Raw genomic sequence first — 15,738 nt, 5'->3', positions numbered from 1 at the left:
GCTTCAAACCTGATCCCGTCCGTCCTGCTCAAGCAAAGGTCTTGGCGAAGGCGTCGATTTCTGCCTTCAGCCTGGCGCGCAGATCGTCGGACAGCGCCTTCTCCTTGCGGATGCCGTCGAGCACGTCCTTGCCGGCCGAGCGCATATGCGACAACAGGCCATGCTCGAACTTGCCGACCTGGTTGATCGCCAGCTTGTCGAGATAGCCGTTGACGCCGGCGAAGATCACCGCGACCTGCTCCTCGACTTTGAGCGGCGAGAATTGCGGCTGCTTCAACAGCTCGGTCAAGCGCGACCCGCGGTTGAGCAGGCGTTGCGTGGCGGCATCGAGGTCGGAGCCGAACTGCGCGAAAGCAGCCATCTCGCGGTACTGCGCAAGCTCGCCCTTGATCGATCCGGCAACCTGCTTCATCGCCTTGATCTGCGCCGAGGAGCCGACGCGCGACACCGACAGGCCGACATTGACCGCCGGACGGACGCCCTGGAAGAACAGATTGGTTTCCAGGAAGATCTGGCCGTCGGTGATCGAGATGACGTTGGTCGGGATGTAGGCCGAAACGTCGTTGGCCTGCGTCTCGATGATCGGCAGCGCCGTCAGCGAACCGCCGCCATTTTCGTCATTGAGCTTGGCGGCGCGCTCAAGCAGGCGCGAGTGCAGGTAGAAGACGTCGCCCGGATAGGCCTCGCGGCCCGGCGGACGGCGCAGCAGCAGCGACATCTGGCGATAGGCGACGGCTTGCTTCGACAGATCGTCGTAGCTGATCAGCGCGTGCATGCCGTTGTCGCGGAAATATTCGCCCATGGTGCAGGCGGTGAACGGTGCCAGGAACTGCATCGGCGCCGGATCGGAGGCGGTCGCGGCGATGATGATCGAATAGTCGAGCGCGCCGCGCTCTTCCAGGACCTTGACGAACTGCGCCACCGTCGAGCGCTTCTGGCCGACGGCGACATAGACGCAGTACAGCTTTTCCTTCTCAGGGCCGTTGTCGTGCACCGATTTCTGGTTGAGCATGGTGTCGAGGATGATCGCGGTCTTGCCGGTCTGGCGGTCGCCGATGACCAGTTCGCGCTGGCCGCGGCCGACCGGGATCAGTGCGTCGATGGCCTTGAGGCCGGTCGACATCGGCTCGTTCACCGATTTGCGCGGGATGATGCCGGGCGCCTTGACGTCGACGCGCTTGCGCTCGGTGGCCTGGATCGGGCCTTTGCCGTCGATCGGGTTGCCGAGCGCGTCGACGACGCGGCCGAGCAAGCCCATGCCGACGGGCGTATCGACGATGGCGCCGGTGCGCTTGACGGTGTCGCCTTCCTTGATGTCGCGGTCGGCGCCGAAGATGACGACGCCGACATTGTCGGCTTCGAGGTTGAGCGCCATGCCGCGGATGCCGCCGGGGAACTCGACCATCTCGCCGGCCTGGACATTGTCGAGACCGTAGACGCGGGCGATACCGTCACCGACGGACAGCACCTGGCCGACTTCGGAGACCTCGGCCTCCTTGCCGAAATTCTTGATCTGGTCTTTCAGAATTGCGGAAATTTCCGCGGCTCGGATGTCCATCAGCCGACCTCTTTCAGTGCAAGCTTGAGCGAATTGAGTTTGGTTTTGAGCGACGTATCGATCTGGCGCGAGCCGATCTTGACCACCAGTCCGCCGAGCAGCGACGGATCGACGGTGACCGAGATAGCCACGTCCTTGCCGGCGACGCTTTTCAGCGCCGCTTTCAGCTCGGTTTCCTGGGCAGGCGTCAGCGCATGCGCCGAGGTGACCTCGGCAGCGGTCTCGCCACGGTGTTCGGCGGCGATCTGGCGGAACGACTTGATCATGCCGGGCACGGCAAACAGCCGGCGATTCTGGGCAACGACGCGCAGGAAATTGCCGGTGAGGCCGGTAATCCCTGCTTTGTCGGCGATCGCGGCGATCGCCTTGGCCTGGTCCTCGCTGGAGAAGACCGGGCTCCTGATTAGCCGCGAAAGGTCAGCGCTGCCTTCGAGCATGGCTTCGAACCTGTTGAGGTCGGCCTCGACGCTCGCGACCGAATTGGCCTGCAGCGCGAGTTCGAACAGCGAACCCGCATAGCGTTCTGCGACACCTGAGATTGGCGATGACGATTGGGCCACGGACCGTCTTTTCTCTTGTCTGACAGGCCGCAGATTGTTGGCGCGAGCAAAAACTCTGGCTAAATCTTTGACCTTACTGCATTTTTCCAAGCACGGAGGCGCGGCTTCCGCTATCCCCGGTCGAAAGTCGATTGCCGTCTAGCACAGGCATTTTCAGACCGCAATGCGTCGTCCGGCATGGTTTTCAGGCACTATTGTCGCATCCGCTAGCCGAGTTCAGCAACCAACCCCGGATTGATCCCTGATTCAGGGCAAAAAGCCGAAGGCGAAGGCAAGCGGCAGCGCCGCCAGCACCAGCTCGACGACGATGGAAGCCCAGTTGAACGGCGTATTGGCGCCATCCGACATCATCGACAGCAGCCGGCCGAAGGCGGTGAACAGCCAGGAGAAGCCGAGCGCCATGTAGAGCAACGGCTGCGCTAGGAGGATGCAGCACAGGCTGAGGCCGAGATAAAAGCCCGACATCCGGCCGCGCCCCTCGGCGATCGCCGCTGCCTTCTCCGGTCTGACCTGCAGCCGCAGAATGCGGAATGCCAGCTGTGGCGCCAAGAATAGCAATAGGCCGAGCAATAAGGTCGCGACCGCACTCGACCACGCCAACCACTCGCCCTGGCTCATCGGCCACGGAAACGTAAATTCCATCTTGCCCCCTCGTAGATGCATCCCTGAAATCTCGGGCAGTTTAGCGAAGCAAGAGACATTCGCCAGATAGATATTGGCCACTCAGGCGCGATCTCTTCAGCGGGCGATAAGAGGTCGCCGCCGATTCCAGTTCATCCCGTCGAGCAAGCTAGGGCTGTTCCTTTCCTGTATAGTTGCTATATATTATGACCACATGAGACCACAGGAGAGCGGTTGTGAAAACGATGCAGGTTCGGGATGCCAAGGCAGGATTCTCGGCGCTCGTCGAGGCCGCAGAGAACGGCGAACCAACCATCATTACGAAGCATGGTAAACCAGCGGCGGCGATCGTCTCGATCGAGGATGTTCAGAAGCTATATCCCGTTAAGCGCCGGAACTTTGGGGAATTTCTTTTGACCTATCCCGGAGGGATAGAACTTGAGAGGAACGAAGCACCCTCGCGGGATGTCGATCTTTGAACGGCTATCTCATCGATACATCGATTCTATCCGCCTTCGCGCCCGGAAAGCCGGTGCTTGCAAAAGACATCTCCACCTGGATCGCGACCCAAGGCGAAAAGCAGACGCTGTTCGTGCCTGTAATAGCAATCACCGAAATCGAGAAAGGCATACGCAAGCTCGATCGTGCCGGGGCCACAAGACGGGTGGAGGGTCTTACTGACTGGCTCAACGATCTCATCGAAGGATTTGCTGATCAAATCCTAGCGGTCAACGCCGATGTGGCTCGAAGAGCCGGGCAGATGGAGGAAGCAGCCTCTGCACACGGGAAGAATCCGGGGCTTGCCGACATATTGATCGCCGCTACGGCGGCAGTTAACGAGCTTACCGTCATTACGGCCAACGTCAGGCATTTTGAGGCGCTCAATGTGGGGTGCTGGGATATACTGCGAGACCCGCCTGCCGCCGACTAATGTCCAACGAGCTACAAGAAGCTCTGCGGGTCGATGTCGACCTGGACTCGCACCGAGCCCCTTATCTTCGGTCCCTCGGCCAGCATGGTACGAATGAACCCTTGCATATCGGCGCGCCGCTCGCCCTGGATCAGCAGGCGAAAGCGATGGCGGCCGCCGATCAATGACAGCGGCGCCTCGGCCGGGCCGAGCACGAACAGGTCGGTGGCTTGCGGCGCGGCGCGACGCAGGCCACGGGCGTGCCCTTCGGCTTCGGCGCGTGTCGCCGCGCTGACGATGACGCCGGCGAGCCTGCCGAAGGGCGGCAGCCCCGCCCGCTCGCGCTCGGCGATCTCGCGCTCGTAGAAGGCCTCGGCGTCGCCGGAGACGATCGCGCGCATCACCGGGTGGTCGGGTTGGAAGGTCTGCAGCAGGCCGAGGCTTTTCTTGCCGGTGCGGCCGGCGCGGCCGGTCACCTGGCTGAGCAGTTGGAAGGTGCGCTCGGCGGCGCGCGGGTCGCCATTGGCAAGGCCGAGATCGGCATCGACCACACCGACCAGCGTCATGTTGGGGAAATTATGGCCCTTGGCGACGAGTTGCGTGCCGATGACGATGTCGGCCTCGCCATTGGCGATGGCTTCAAGCTCGAGCCGCAGCCGTCGCACGCCGCCCATCAGGTCGGACGACAAGACGATGGTGCGGGCATCGGGGAAATGCGCGACGACCTCCTCGGCGATGCGCTCGACGCCCGGCCCGCAGGCGACCAGATGGTCAAGCGTGCCGCATTCCGGGCAGGCTTCGGGCCGGCGTTCATTGTGCCCGCAGTGGTGGCAGACGAGCTGGCCGCGAAAGCGATGCTCGACCAGCCAGGCCGAGCAGACCGGACAGCCAAAGCGGTGGCCGCAGACCCGGCAGAGCGTCAGCGGCGCATAGCCGCGCCTGTTGAGGAACAGCAGCGACTGTTCCTTTCTCTCCAGCGTCTGCCGCATATGGCCGAGCAGCACCGGCGACAGGAAGCCGCCGCGTGCCGGCGGCGCGCGGCGCATGTCGACCGTCTTGAGATCGGGAAGTGCCGCCTCGGCAAAGCGCGCCGAAAGCACCGCCCTGCTGTAGCGGCCCTGGCTGGCATTGACCCGGCTTTCGACCGACGGCGTCGCCGAAGCGAGCACGACTGGAAAGCCGCCGATATGGCCGCGCACCACGGCCATGTCGCGCGCGTTGTAGAAGACGCGATCCTCCTGCTTGTAGGCGGGATCGTGCTCTTCGTCGACAACGATAAGTCCAAGCTCCCTGAACGGCAGGAACAGCGCCGAGCGCGCGCCGGCAACGACCCGCACGCCGCCTTCCGCCACCTGTCGCCAGACCTTTTCGCGCATTCTTGGCGGCAGGTCCGAGTGCCACTCCGCCGGCTTGGCGCCGAACCGCTCCTGGAAGCGTTCGAGAAAAGCGTGGGTCAGCGCAATTTCCGGCAGCAAGATCAGCACCTGCTTGCCACGATCGAGCGCCGCCGCGACCGCCTCGAAATAGACCTCCGTCTTGCCGGATCCGGTTACACCATCGAGCAGGGTGACACCGAATGTGCCGGTCGCGACATTGGCGCGCAGCGTCTCGGCGGCATCGCTCTGGTCCGGCATCAGTGAAGGCTGGGCGTAGCCCGGGTCGGGTGCTGCGACCACCGGCCGCGGCGGGATCATCACCGTCTCGAATACGCCCTGCGCCCGCAGCCCGTCCACCACCGTCGACGACACGCCTGCCGCATGCGCCAGGCCGGACCGCGTCCAGGCCAGTCCGCCTTCGGCTGTCTCCAGCACGCGCGTCCTCGCCTCCGTCATCCGGTCGGGTCTGGCGAAGGTGCGCTGCAGCCCTTCGATCCACGGCTCCGGATCGAACGCCTCTGGCGCCCTGAGCAGCATGCGCGCCACCATGCCGGGCGGCGACAGCGTGTACTGCGCCACCCAATCGACAAAACGCCGCATCGCGCGGTCGATCGGCGGGCAGTCGAAAACCTGCTCGATCGGCCGCAATTTCTTCGCGTCGACCTTTTCGACGACGCCGTCCCAGACGATGCCGGCGACCTGGCGGGGCCCAAGCGGAACGCGCACGATCGAGCCCGGCACCACGCGCATGCCAGCCGGCACCGCATAGGTGTAGGGGCGCTCGGCGGGCATCGGCACCAGCACCGGTGCGGCCGCGACAAAGGGCGAATCTTCGATCATGAGGCGTGACCTTGCCCCGACTTTGGTCTAGATCAAAGTCCGACCCCAAATGTGCATGACGTGCACATGAAAAATCTTCAGGAGACCGCCATGAAATTTTTTGTCGACACCGCCGATGTCAAGGAAATCCGCGAGCTGAACGATCTGGGGCTACTCGACGGCGTAACCACCAATCCGTCGCTGATCCTGAAATCCGGCGGCAAGATCGCCGACGTCACAAGAGAGATCTGCGAGATCGTCAAGGGCCCGGTCTCGGCCGAAGTCGTCGCCACCGAATACAAGGACATGATGGCGGAGGCCAAGATCCTGGCCAGGATCGCCGACAATGTCTGCATCAAGGTGCCGCTGACGCTCGACGGCCTGAGAGCCTGCAAGGACATCCGGTCGGACGGCCGCATGGTCAACGTCACGCTGTGCTTCTCGGCCACCCAGGCGCTGCTCGCCGCCAAGGCCGGCGCCTCCTTTATCTCGCCCTTCGTCGGCCGCATCGACGACAGCGGCTGGGACGGCATGGAGCTGATTGCCGATATTCGCACCATCTACGACAATTATGACTTCCAGACTGAAATCCTGACCGCTTCGGTGCGCACCGTAAACCATGTCAAGCAGGCGGCACTGATCGGCGCCGACGTCATCACCGCGCCGCCGGCGACGCTCAAGGCACTGGTCAAACACCCGCTGACCGACAAGGGCCTGGAGCAGTTCCTCGCCGACTGGGCAAAGACCGGGCAGAAGATCGGCTGAAGCGACTATCCTACGAACAAAAAAGGCCGAGCAATCGGCCTTTTTTGCAGATTGCGCACTCCTAAAAGACTTAGCTTGCCGCCGGCTTGCCGTGCTTGATCAGATCCTGGGCGATCGACAGCCGCAGCACATCCGCCAGTTCGCGCGCCGCACGGTTCTCGGCGTCGATCTGGGCTCGGTATGACGCGAATTCCTGGCGGGGCCTGTCGTATGACGACGGAATCGAGCGCTTGCCCCTCGCTATGACCGTGCCCGTCTTGGCATCGCTGAGCACATAGTTGGCGGTCAGCGTCACGGTGCCGGCGGTCGGCTCGTCCTCGTCGGTCGTGACCTGCTCGATTGCCGCCGATTCGACGAGTTCGGAGACGCCCAGATCAAGCGAATAGACCGGCGAAGCTGGCTCGCCGGCGCCCTGGCCGAGTGCGAAGATCAAATTGTTGCGGACCTGCTGGGCGTAGCGGGTCTTGACCGGCTTGACCGAGATCGATGCCAGCTCGGCAGCAGCGCCGACCTGCGAGCCGGCGACCAGCGGCGCGCTCGAATAGAGCGGCCGCACCGTGCAGGCGGAAACCAGCGCCACCAAGGCGAGCAGCCCGCAAAGCACGATACGGCGCACCGTCAGCTCTGTCTTTCGCGGCTTAGGCAACGACATTGACGATCCTCTGCGGCACGATGATCACCTTGCGCGGCGCCTTACCTTCGAGCGCTTTCTGAACGAAGTCGAGAGCCAGAACCGCCTTTTCGACCGCACCTTGATCCGCGTCGCGGGCAATTGTCAAATCGCCGCGTTTCTTGCCGTTGACCTGCACCGGCAGCACGATCTCGGCGTCGACGACAAGCGAGGGATCGTAGTCCGGCCAGGGCCGTTCGGCGACAAGGTCGGTGCCGCCGAGCGTCTGCCAGCACTCCTCTGCCAGATGCGGCATGACCGGCGCGATCAGGTGCACCAGGATCTCGACGGCCTCACGGCAGGCCGCTTGCAGCGCCGGACCGGCTTTGCCCTCTGCCGTCTCGTTGAGCGGTACGGTCAAGGCATTGGCGAGCTCATAGATGCGGGCGATGGCGCGGTTGAAGGCGAGCTTTTCGATGTCCTCGCCGACCGACTTCAAGATCTTGTGCGCGGCCTTGGACACTGTCCCGGCCTCGCCGTCCTTCGCCGCCTCTGGCCGGACTCCGGCGAGCGATTCGGCAGCCGTCGACACCAGCCGCCAGATGCGATGGATGAAGCGATGGGCGCCGGCCGCACCCTCGTCGGTCCATTCGACATCGCGCTCGGGCGGCGAGTCCGACAGCATGAACCAGCGCGCCGTATCGGCGCCGTAGCCGTCGGTGATTTCTTCCGGGCTCACCGTATTCTTCTTCGACTTCGACATTTTTTCGAGCGGACCGATCACCGCCTCTTCACCGGTGGCGATTTCGAAGGCGCGGCGCTTGCCGTCGGCGTCTTCCAGCCTGACCTCGCTGGGCGCAAGCCAGCGGCCGTTCGAGGCGCCGCCAACCCGATAGGTCTCGTGCACCACCATGCCTTGCGTGAACAGGCCCCTGAACGGCTCGGCCAGATCGACATGGCCGGTCTCGCGCATGGCGCGGGTGAAAAAGCGCGAATAGAGCAAATGCAGGATCGCATGCTCAATGCCGCCAATATACTGGTCGACCGGCAGCCATTCAGTCGCGGCCTTGGGATCGGTCGGATCGTTTGCCCAGGGCGCCGTGAAGCGCGCGAAATACCACGAAGAATCGACGAACGTGTCCATCGTGTCGGTTTCGCGCCGCGCGTCCTTGCCGCAACGCGGGCATTTGACGTGCCGCCATGTCGGATGGCGATCGAGCGGATTGCCCGGCCGGTCGAACTCGATATCATCCGGCAGCTTGACCGGCAGGTCGGCTTTCGGCACCGGCACCACGCCGCAATCCTCGCAATGGATCATCGGGATAGGGCAGCCCCAATATCGCTGGCGCGAAATGCCCCAGTCGCGCAGGCGGAAGTTCACCTTGCGCTCGGCCATTGGCCGGTTGCCGATAGTCTTTTGTTCCAGCAGCTTCGCCACCTCGTCGAACGCCTGATCAGGCTTCATGCCGTCGAGGAAGCGCGAATTGATCATCACGCCGTCGCCGACATAGGCCTCATCGATGACCTGGAAGCTTCCTTGATTCTCGCCTTCCGGCATCACCACCGGAATGACCGGCAGGCCGTATCTGTTGGCGAAGTCGAGGTCGCGCTGGTCACCGGACGGGCAGCCGAAGATGGCGCCGGTGCCGTAGTCCATCAGCACGAAATTGGCGACGTAGACGGGCAGCGTCCACTTCTCGTCGAACGGATGGACGACGCGAATGCCGGTATCGAAGCCCTTCTTCTCGGCCGTCTCCAGGGCCGCCACCGAGGTGCCCATATGGCGGACCTCGTCGATGAACTTTGCCAGCGCCGGATTGTCTTCGGCGGCCTTTTTGGCTAGCGGATGGTCGGCGGCAATCGCCATGAAGGAGGCGCCGAAGATGGTGTCCGGCCTTGTCGTATAGATTTCGAGCTCATGCTCGCCGACTGCCGGCTTGGCCAGCGGCCAGCGGATCAGCAGACCTTCCGAACGGCCGATCCAGTTCGCCTGCATCAGCTTCACTTTTTCCGGCCAGTCGTCGAGCTGATCGAGCGAATCCAGCAGGTCCTGCGCATAGTCGGTGATCTTGAAGAACCACTGCGTCAGCTCGCGCTGCTCCACCAAGGCCCCCGAGCGCCAGCCGCGTCCGTCGATGACCTGCTCGTTGGCAAGCACCGTCATGTCCTCCGGATCCCAGTTGACCTTGGAGGATTTGCGCGTCACCAGCCCCTTCTCGACGAAATCGAGGAACAGCATCTGCTGGCGGTGATAGTAATCGACATCGCAGGTGGCGAACTCGCGCGCCCAATCGAGCGACAGGCCCATGACCTTGAGTTGCTCGCGCATGGCGGCGATGTTCTGATAGGTCCAGTCCTTGGGATGGACCTTGTTCTGCATCGCCGCGTTTTCGGCTGGCATGCCAAAGGCGTCCCAGCCCATCGGGTGCAGCACGTTGAAACCCTTGGCTCGCTTGTAGCGCGCCACCACGTCGCCCATCGTATAGTTCCGCGTATGGCCGATATGGATGCGCCCCGACGGATAGGGGAACATCTCCAGCACGTAATATTTCGGGCGCGGGTCGTCATTGTCGGCTTCGAACAGCTTCTTGGCGTCCCAGGCCTTCTGCCATTTGGGCTCTGACGCGCGCGGATTGTATCGTTCGGTTGCCATCGGGTGTTTTTCACTTAAAAGCATGCGCGAGCCGCCGGACAATGCCCGGGCGGCTCAGGAAATGTCGTCGCGGTGTTCACCATGGATTGCCGGACCCGTCAACTGCGGCGATCCGGCGAAAAGCCAAACACAGGCAGGATATAGGCATGGCGAGCGCCGTCGAACAGCTTTTCACGGTCAAGGCAAGGATCGCTGCCGCCGAGCGCGAGGCAGGACGCGACGCCGGTGCGGTGACGCTGGTCGCGGTCTCGAAAACCTTCGACGCCGCCGATATCCGCCCCGTCATCGAGGCCGGCCAGCGCGTCTTCGGCGAAAACCGGGTCCAGGAAGCACAAGCCAAATGGCCGGTGCTGAAACATGACTTCCCCGACATCGAGCTGCATCTGATCGGTCCTCTGCAATCGAACAAGGCGAAGGAAGCTGTCGCGCTGTTCGACGTCATCGAAACCGTCGACCGTGAAAAGATCGCCGCCGAACTCGCCAAGGAGATCGCCAGGCAAGGCCGGTCACCAAGGCTGTATGTCCAGGTCAACACCGGCTCCGAGCCGCAAAAGGCCGGCATCGAGCCGCGCGAGGCTGTCGCCTTCGTGGCCCGCTGCCGCTCGGTTCACGGCCTCGCCATCGAAGGGCTGATGTGCATTCCGCCGGCCGGCGAGAACCCCGGTCCGCATTTCGCGCTGCTGGAAAAGCTTGGGCTTGAGGCCGGCGTCGACAACTTCTCCATGGGCATGTCCGGTGACTACGAAACCGCGATCGCCTTCGGCGCGACCAGTGTCAGGGTTGGATCGGCGATTTTCGGCGCCAGATGAGGCGCAGCCGGCCTTAGGCCACAGGCTGACATCGACTAAGCCAGCGTATAGAAACGGAACGTTTCGTTCCTATATGGGTCGAGTTATTCTCAACCCGTCTGGAGCCACCATGCGTTACAATCAACTTGGAAATACGGGAATGTTCGTCTCCGAACTTTGCCTCGGCACGATGACGTTCGGCGCGGCCGGCGAGAACGCCCAATGGGGCCTGATCGCCAGCCTCGACCAGAAGGGCGTTGACGAGATCGTTGCCCGCTCGCTCGCCGCCGGCGTCAATTTCTTCGACACGGCAGATGTCTATTCCTTTGGTGCCTCGGAACGGCTTCTCGGCCAGTCGCTCAGGAACCTTGGCGTCAACCGGCAGGACGTGATCATCGCCACCAAGGTTCATGGCGCCATGGGCGGAGGCCCGAACCAGCGTGGTTCCTCGCGCGGCCACATCATGGATTCGGTCGAAGGCAGCCTCCAACGGCTGCAGCTGGATCATATCGATCTCTACCAGCTGCACGGCACCGACACGGTGACGCCGATCGACGAAACGCTGCGGGCGCTCGACGACCTGGTTGCCGCCGGCAAGGTCCGCTATGTCGGCGTCTCGAACTGGCAGGCCTGGCGCATCGCCAAGGCGCTGGGTATTGCCGAGCGCAAAGGCTTTGCCCGCTTCGAGACCGTGCAGTCGTATTATTCGATCGCCGGCCGCGATCTCGAGCGCGAGATCGTGCCGCTGCTCAGCGAGGAGAAGCTCGGGCTGATGGTCTGGTCGCCGATGGCTGGCGGCTTGCTCTCCGGCAAATACGGACCGGGCGCCCCCGGCAATGGCGAGGGCCGCCGCGCCAGCTTCAATTTCCCGCCGGTCAATGAGGACCGTGCCTGGGCAGCAGTCGCCGTCATGCGCGAGATCGCCGCCAAGCACGGCGTCAGCGTCGCTACAGTGGCGCTAGGCTATGTCCTGGCCAAGCCATTCGTGATGAGCGTCATCATCGGCGCCAGCCGCATGGAGCAGCTGGAACAGAACCTTGCAGCCACCGAGTTGCAGCTCGATGCCGATGATCTTGTTCGCCTCGACGAAGTCAGTGCCCTGCCCGCCGAATATCCGGGCTGGATGCTGGAGCGTCAGGCGGCCGGCCGGCGGCCGGCGCCCTTTGTGCCGAAAAAGTAACTCAATCTTACCTTCCTCACCTTCGTTGCTTCGGGAGCCGGCAGGCTCCCGATCGTTTTGGGGCTCAGTTCAGCCGGACAGTCTCGACCAAAAAGTCCAAAAATGCCCGCACCCGCGCCGGCAGATGCTTGCCTTGGCCGACATAGACGGCGTGGGTGAGTTCCTCGTCGCCGGGGTTGAACTCTTCCAGCAGCGGCAGGAGCCGGCCGGCGGCAATGTCGGCCTCCACATGCCAGCTTGCCAGCCGGGCGATGCCCGCCCCCGAGAGCGCCATCAGCCGCATCGCCTCGCCGTCGCTGACCAGCGTATTTCCGGCGATCGGCAGGGTGATCGGCTTGCCGGCCGCATCGATAAAAGGCCAGCCCTCGAGGTGACGTACGAAACGGAAGCCCATCCGGTTGTGACGATCGAGATCGGCGGGCGTCATGGGCGTGCCACGCGCTTCGAGATACGATGGCGCCGCAACGACGACCACCCGGCTCTGTCCGAGCTTACGCGCCACCAGCCGTGATTCGCCGAGTGGCCCGGCCCGGATGGCGACGTCAGCGCGCTCCTCCATCAGGTCGATGACATGGTCGGTCAACACCAGATCGACCGCGATTTCGGGGTAGCGCTCTAGAAAACGCGGCAAAAGCGGGATCAGCCGATGCTGCCCGAAAGGCACGTAGCTGTTGATCCGCAGCCGGCCACGCGGCGCGGCACCCGCCGCCGCCTCACGCTCGGCCGCTGCCATGTCGGCCAGGATACGCACGCCGCTGTCGAAAAAGGCCGCCCCCTCCGGCGTCAGTTGCAGCTTGCGCGTCGAACGGCTGACCAGCCGCGCGCCGAGCCGTGCCTCCAGCCGCGCGATCAGCTTGCTCACCGCCGACGGGGTCATCCGCAACGCACGGGCAGCGGCCGAAAAGCTGCCCGCCTCGACCACGCGGACGAACACTTCGATCTCGCCGGAGCGGTTGATGTCGGGTCTGGCCATTGGTGAATCTATTTCACAGACGATGTGCCCGATGCAAGGCTGGTTCACAGCACATCGCGACACGATCTTCCGAATTGGGGCGTGGGAGGAACACGGCGCCCGTCGTCAAAACTGGTCGTCATCGAAGTGGGAACCGCCATGCCGTTTGCTCTTTACGCTCTTGCCGCCGGTGCGTTCGGCATCGGCGTCACCGAATTCGTCATCATGGGCCTGCTGCTCGACGTCAGCACCGATCTCGACGTCTCGATCTCAGCCGCCGGCCAGCTTATTTCCGGCTATGCGCTCGGCGTTGTCATCGGCGCGCCGCTGCTGACGATCGCAACCGGCCGTTGGCCGCGCAAGACCGTGCTTCTGTCGCTGATGGCGATCTTCACGCTGGGCAACCTCGCCTGTGCGCTTGCCCCAGACTACTGGACGCTGATGGGGGCGCGCGTCCTGACCGCCTTCGCCCACGGCACCTTCTTCGGCGTCGGTTCGGTCGTGGCGACCGGGCTGGTGGCGCCCAACAAGAAAGCTTCGGCGATCGCTCTGATGTTCACCGGCCTGACCATCGCCAACATCCTCGGCGTGCCCTTCGGCACATGGCTCGGCCAGGCCTTCGGCTGGCGGGCGACGTTCTGGGCGGTGACCCTGGTCGGCATCGCCGCCTTCGCCATCATTCTCCTGGTGGTGCCGCGCAGCCGAACAGAACCTGAGAAGAGCAATTTGCGCGCCGATCTCGCCGTGCTCGGCCGCACGCCCGTCCTGCTTGGCTTTGCCACCACCGTGCTTGGCTATGCCGGCGTCTTTGCCGTCTTCACCTACATCGCCCCGTTGCTGACCGAGATCACCGGTTTTGAGGAAGCAGCGGTGTCGCCTATCCTGCTGGTCTTCGGCGGCGGCCTTATCGCCGGCAACATCGCCGGCGGCAAGTTCGCCGACCGCCGGCTGCTACCTTCCGTTCTCGGCAGTCTCGTCGTCCTGGCGCTGGTGCTCGGCACCATGACCTTCGCCCTGCACAGCAAGGTCATGGCCGTTATCTATGTCGGCCTGCTCGGCGCCGCCGCCTTCGCCACCGTGGCGCCACTGCAGATGTGGGTGCTGGAAAAGGCACAAGGCGCCGGCCAGAGCCTCGCCTCGTCCTTCAACATCGCCGCCTTCAACCTCGGCAACGCGGCCGGCGCCTGGCTCGGCGGCGTGGTCATCGCGCACGGTCCCGGCCTCGGCGCCGTCACCTGGGTCGCGGCCCTGTTGCCGCTTTCAGCGCTTGCCGTGGCGGCGTTTGCTCTGCGCCTCGACCGAGACCCTGCCCTCGCCACACCGGAAATCGCGCCGTCATAGAACGGCAAACCTCAACCAATCTTTGAAACAGCCATCCTTCCACACGGAGCAAACCCATGGATTATCGAAATCTTGGCGCATCAGGCCTGAAGGTCCCGGCACTCTCGTTCGGCGCTGGAACCTTCGGCGGTTCAGGCCCGCTGTTCGGCGCCTGGGGCAACAGCGATGCGACGGAAGCACGGCGGCTGGTCGACATCTGCCTGGCGGCCGGCGTCAACCTGTTCGACACCGCCGATGTCTATTCGAATGGCGCTTCCGAACAAGTGCTCGGCGCTGCCATCAGGGGCCGCCGCGACGCCGTGCTGATCTCGACCAAGACCTCGCTGCCGATGGGCGACGGTCCCAACGATGCCGGCTCGTCACGTTCACGCCTGATCAGGGCCGTCGAAGACGCGCTGAAGCGTCTTGGCACCGATTACATCGACCTGCTGCAACTGCACGCCTTTGATGCCGCAACACCGATCGAGGAGGTGCTGTCGACGCTGGACGGTCTCGTGCGCGCCGGCAAGCTGCGTTATGTCGGCGTCTCCAATTTTTCCGGCTGGCAAGTGATGAAGTCGCTCGGCCTGGCGGATAGATATGGCTATCCCCGATACGTCGCCCAGCAGGTCTATTACTCGCTGGTCGGACGCGATTATGAATGGGAGTTGATGCCGCTCGGCCTCGACCAGGGTGTCGGTGCGCTGGTGTGGAGCCCACTCGGCTGGGGCCGCCTGACCGGCAAAATCCGCCGTGGCCAGAAGCTGCCTGAGAAAAGCCGGCTGCACGACACGGCAAGCTTCGGACCGCCCGTCGAGGATGAGCATCTCCATCGGGTCGTCGACGCGCTTGATGTTGTCGCCGAGGAAACCGGCAAGACCATACCGCAGATCGCCATCAATTGGCTGCTGCAGCGGCCGACCGTCGCCTCCGTCATCATTGGCGCGCGCAACGAGGAGCAGTTGCGCCAGAATCTCGGCGCCGTCGGCTGGTCCTTGACAGCCGAGCAGATGAAAAAGCTCGACACGGCAAGTGAGGTCACCGCACCCTATCCGTATTTTCCCTATCGTCGGCAGGAGGGGTTTGCCCGGCTGAACGCGCCCGCAGTCTGACGCTCCAAAAGCTGGCGGCGGCTCCCGGGCTGCCGCCCCCGGCTAATGCAGCACGAACTCGCCGTCGACCTTGCGCCATTCGTTCGGCGCGATCAGCTTCTGGTGCGTGTAGCTCACCGAATGCAGCGGGCCTTCGAGCTCGGCCTTCCAGAACTCGATGAAGCGGATCAGCACCGGAAATTTCGGGGCGATGTCGTAGTCCTGCCAGATGAAGCTCTGCAGCAGATGCGGATGATCGGGAAAGTGATAAAGAATCTTGGCCGTGGTCAAGCCATAGCCCTTGAGCATCAGGTCCATTTCTGAATGGTCGCGCATTGCGGTCCCCTGGTTGATTCTCCTTCCTCCCAGCCTGAAATTGTGCACCCCATTTGCTTATTCGTCTATTGATATTTCTGCGATCAAACCAGATTCTTCCCGCAAAAACATGCGCTTAGCAGCCGCCTCACGAGAGTGCTGACACCGCCCGGCAAGGTACCTGCGGCATCCCGCCGCGCGAATCCAACGTCTAATGTTG

Annotated in this window: 15 protein-coding genes; 7 read left to right on the top strand and 8 right to left on the bottom strand. The window is 63.5% G+C overall.

Annotation, left to right across the window (positions count from 1 at the left end; translation table 11 throughout):
- Positions 1-28 precede the first annotated feature (28 nt).
- From atpA to NKH50_RS06385, 3 genes are all read right to left on the bottom strand, one after another.
- Complete coding sequence (atpA, locus tag NKH50_RS06395; RefSeq protein ID WP_254820453.1) at positions 29-1,558, bottom strand: F0F1 ATP synthase subunit alpha; 1,530 nt, start codon at positions 1,556-1,558, stop codon at positions 29-31.
- Positions 1,558-2,118, bottom strand: coding sequence for a F0F1 ATP synthase subunit delta (locus NKH50_RS06390; RefSeq protein WP_352877392.1), 561 nt, complete (start codon positions 2,116-2,118; stop codon positions 1,558-1,560). Before NKH50_RS06390 ends, atpA begins: the two co-directional genes overlap by 1 nt.
- A 246-nt stretch (positions 2,119-2,364) precedes the next feature.
- The gene (locus NKH50_RS06385; RefSeq protein WP_352877389.1) at positions 2,365-2,760 is read right to left on the bottom strand and encodes an AGROH133_08824 family phage infection protein; all 396 of its coding nucleotides are present in this window, start codon (positions 2,758-2,760) and stop codon (positions 2,365-2,367) included.
- A 215-nt stretch (positions 2,761-2,975) separates the two neighbouring features.
- Here NKH50_RS06385 and NKH50_RS06380 point away from each other — a divergent pair, with 215 nt between their 5' ends.
- Together NKH50_RS06380 and NKH50_RS06375 are read left to right on the top strand one after the other, a co-directional pair.
- Positions 2,976-3,218 (top strand): type II toxin-antitoxin system Phd/YefM family antitoxin, encoded by a 243-nt coding sequence (locus tag NKH50_RS06380; protein ID WP_352479579.1) that lies wholly within the window; start codon positions 2,976-2,978, stop codon positions 3,216-3,218.
- A complete protein-coding gene (locus NKH50_RS06375) occupies positions 3,215-3,670 on the top strand; it encodes a PIN domain-containing protein (protein ID WP_352877387.1) in 456 nt (151 codons plus the stop codon). Before NKH50_RS06380 ends, NKH50_RS06375 begins: the two co-directional genes overlap by 4 nt.
- An 11-nt stretch (positions 3,671-3,681) precedes the next feature.
- On the opposite strand, the gene NKH50_RS06370 is transcribed toward NKH50_RS06375, so the two are convergent.
- Positions 3,682-5,865 (bottom strand): primosomal protein N', encoded by a 2,184-nt coding sequence (locus NKH50_RS06370; protein WP_352877385.1) that lies wholly within the window; start codon positions 5,863-5,865, stop codon positions 3,682-3,684.
- A gap of 90 nt (positions 5,866-5,955) precedes the next feature.
- Here NKH50_RS06370 and fsa point away from each other — a divergent pair, with 90 nt between their 5' ends.
- A complete protein-coding gene (gene fsa / locus NKH50_RS06365) occupies positions 5,956-6,609 on the top strand; it encodes a fructose-6-phosphate aldolase (protein ID WP_023719712.1) in 654 nt (217 codons plus the stop codon).
- A 70-nt stretch (positions 6,610-6,679) separates the two neighbouring features.
- On the opposite strand, the gene NKH50_RS06360 is transcribed toward fsa, so the two are convergent.
- Together NKH50_RS06360 and leuS are read right to left on the bottom strand one after the other, a co-directional pair.
- Complete coding sequence (locus tag NKH50_RS06360) at positions 6,680-7,261, bottom strand: LPS assembly lipoprotein LptE (protein WP_352877383.1); 582 nt, start codon at positions 7,259-7,261, stop codon at positions 6,680-6,682.
- Positions 7,248-9,872: a leucine--tRNA ligase gene (gene leuS, locus NKH50_RS06355; protein ID WP_352877381.1), complete on the bottom strand. Its 2,625-nt coding sequence runs from the start codon at positions 9,870-9,872 to the stop codon at positions 7,248-7,250. The genes NKH50_RS06360 and leuS overlap by 14 nt, the downstream gene beginning before the upstream one ends.
- A gap of 146 nt (positions 9,873-10,018) precedes the next feature.
- Between leuS and NKH50_RS06350 the strand changes: the two genes are divergently transcribed.
- Together NKH50_RS06350 and NKH50_RS06345 are read left to right on the top strand one after the other, a co-directional pair.
- Positions 10,019-10,681 carry a YggS family pyridoxal phosphate-dependent enzyme gene (locus NKH50_RS06350; protein ID WP_352877379.1) on the top strand — a complete coding sequence of 221 codons (663 nt, stop codon included), beginning with the start codon at positions 10,019-10,021 and terminating at the stop codon, positions 10,679-10,681.
- A gap of 109 nt (positions 10,682-10,790) precedes the next feature.
- Complete coding sequence (locus tag NKH50_RS06345; RefSeq protein ID WP_352801568.1) at positions 10,791-11,840, top strand: aldo/keto reductase; 1,050 nt, start codon at positions 10,791-10,793, stop codon at positions 11,838-11,840.
- Between the two features lie 64 nt (positions 11,841-11,904).
- On the opposite strand, the gene NKH50_RS06340 is transcribed toward NKH50_RS06345, so the two are convergent.
- Entirely contained in the window at positions 11,905-12,813 is a 909-nt protein-coding gene (locus tag NKH50_RS06340; protein WP_352877376.1) for a LysR family transcriptional regulator, read from the bottom strand.
- 138 nt (positions 12,814-12,951) lie between these two features.
- On the opposite strand from NKH50_RS06340, the gene NKH50_RS06335 reads away from it, so the two are divergent.
- Positions 12,952-14,133 (top strand): MFS transporter, encoded by a 1,182-nt coding sequence (locus NKH50_RS06335; RefSeq protein WP_352701311.1) that lies wholly within the window; start codon positions 12,952-12,954, stop codon positions 14,131-14,133.
- A gap of 56 nt (positions 14,134-14,189) precedes the next feature.
- On the top strand, positions 14,190-15,224 hold the full coding sequence (locus NKH50_RS06330; RefSeq protein WP_352701310.1) for an aldo/keto reductase: 1,035 nt from the start codon (positions 14,190-14,192) through the stop codon (positions 15,222-15,224).
- Positions 15,225-15,266: 42 nt separating this feature from the next.
- On the opposite strand, the gene NKH50_RS06325 is transcribed toward NKH50_RS06330, so the two are convergent.
- Positions 15,267-15,539 carry an usg protein gene (locus NKH50_RS06325; protein ID WP_254820441.1) on the bottom strand — a complete coding sequence of 91 codons (273 nt, stop codon included), beginning with the start codon at positions 15,537-15,539 and terminating at the stop codon, positions 15,267-15,269.
- Positions 15,540-15,738 lie beyond the last annotated feature (199 nt).

Origin of the sequence: Mesorhizobium sp. M1027, assembly GCF_040318745.1 — a bacterium.
GTDB lineage: Bacteria > Pseudomonadota > Alphaproteobacteria > Rhizobiales > Rhizobiaceae > Mesorhizobium.
The sequence above is the reverse complement of the archived record's forward strand: the minus strand, read 5'-3'. Positions and strand labels throughout refer to the sequence as shown.

What these genes read in the sequence shown, in the direction of transcription:
- NKH50_RS06350 (WP_352877379.1), top strand. Translation starts at nt 10,019, where the DNA reads ATGGCGAGCGCCGTCGAACAGCTTTTCACGGTCAAGGCAAGGATCGCT.
- NKH50_RS06345 (WP_352801568.1), top strand. Translation starts at nt 10,791, where the DNA reads ATGCGTTACAATCAACTTGGAAATACGGGAATGTTCGTCTCCGAACTT.
- NKH50_RS06340 (WP_352877376.1), bottom strand. Translation starts at nt 12,813, where the DNA reads ATGGCCAGACCCGACATCAACCGCTCCGGCGAGATCGAAGTGTTCGTC.
- fsa (WP_023719712.1), top strand. Translation starts at nt 5,956, where the DNA reads ATGAAATTTTTTGTCGACACCGCCGATGTCAAGGAAATCCGCGAGCTG.
- NKH50_RS06325 (WP_254820441.1), bottom strand. Translation starts at nt 15,539, where the DNA reads ATGCGCGACCATTCAGAAATGGACCTGATGCTCAAGGGCTATGGCTTG.
- NKH50_RS06370 (WP_352877385.1), bottom strand. Translation starts at nt 5,865, where the DNA reads ATGATCGAAGATTCGCCCTTTGTCGCGGCCGCACCGGTGCTGGTGCCG.
- NKH50_RS06335 (WP_352701311.1), top strand. Translation starts at nt 12,952, where the DNA reads ATGCCGTTTGCTCTTTACGCTCTTGCCGCCGGTGCGTTCGGCATCGGC.
- NKH50_RS06385 (WP_352877389.1), bottom strand. Translation starts at nt 2,760, where the DNA reads ATGGAATTTACGTTTCCGTGGCCGATGAGCCAGGGCGAGTGGTTGGCG.
- atpA (WP_254820453.1), bottom strand. Translation starts at nt 1,558, where the DNA reads ATGGACATCCGAGCCGCGGAAATTTCCGCAATTCTGAAAGACCAGATC.
- NKH50_RS06330 (WP_352701310.1), top strand. Translation starts at nt 14,190, where the DNA reads ATGGATTATCGAAATCTTGGCGCATCAGGCCTGAAGGTCCCGGCACTC.
- NKH50_RS06360 (WP_352877383.1), bottom strand. Translation starts at nt 7,261, where the DNA reads ATGTCGTTGCCTAAGCCGCGAAAGACAGAGCTGACGGTGCGCCGTATC.
- leuS (WP_352877381.1), bottom strand. Translation starts at nt 9,872, where the DNA reads ATGGCAACCGAACGATACAATCCGCGCGCGTCAGAGCCCAAATGGCAG.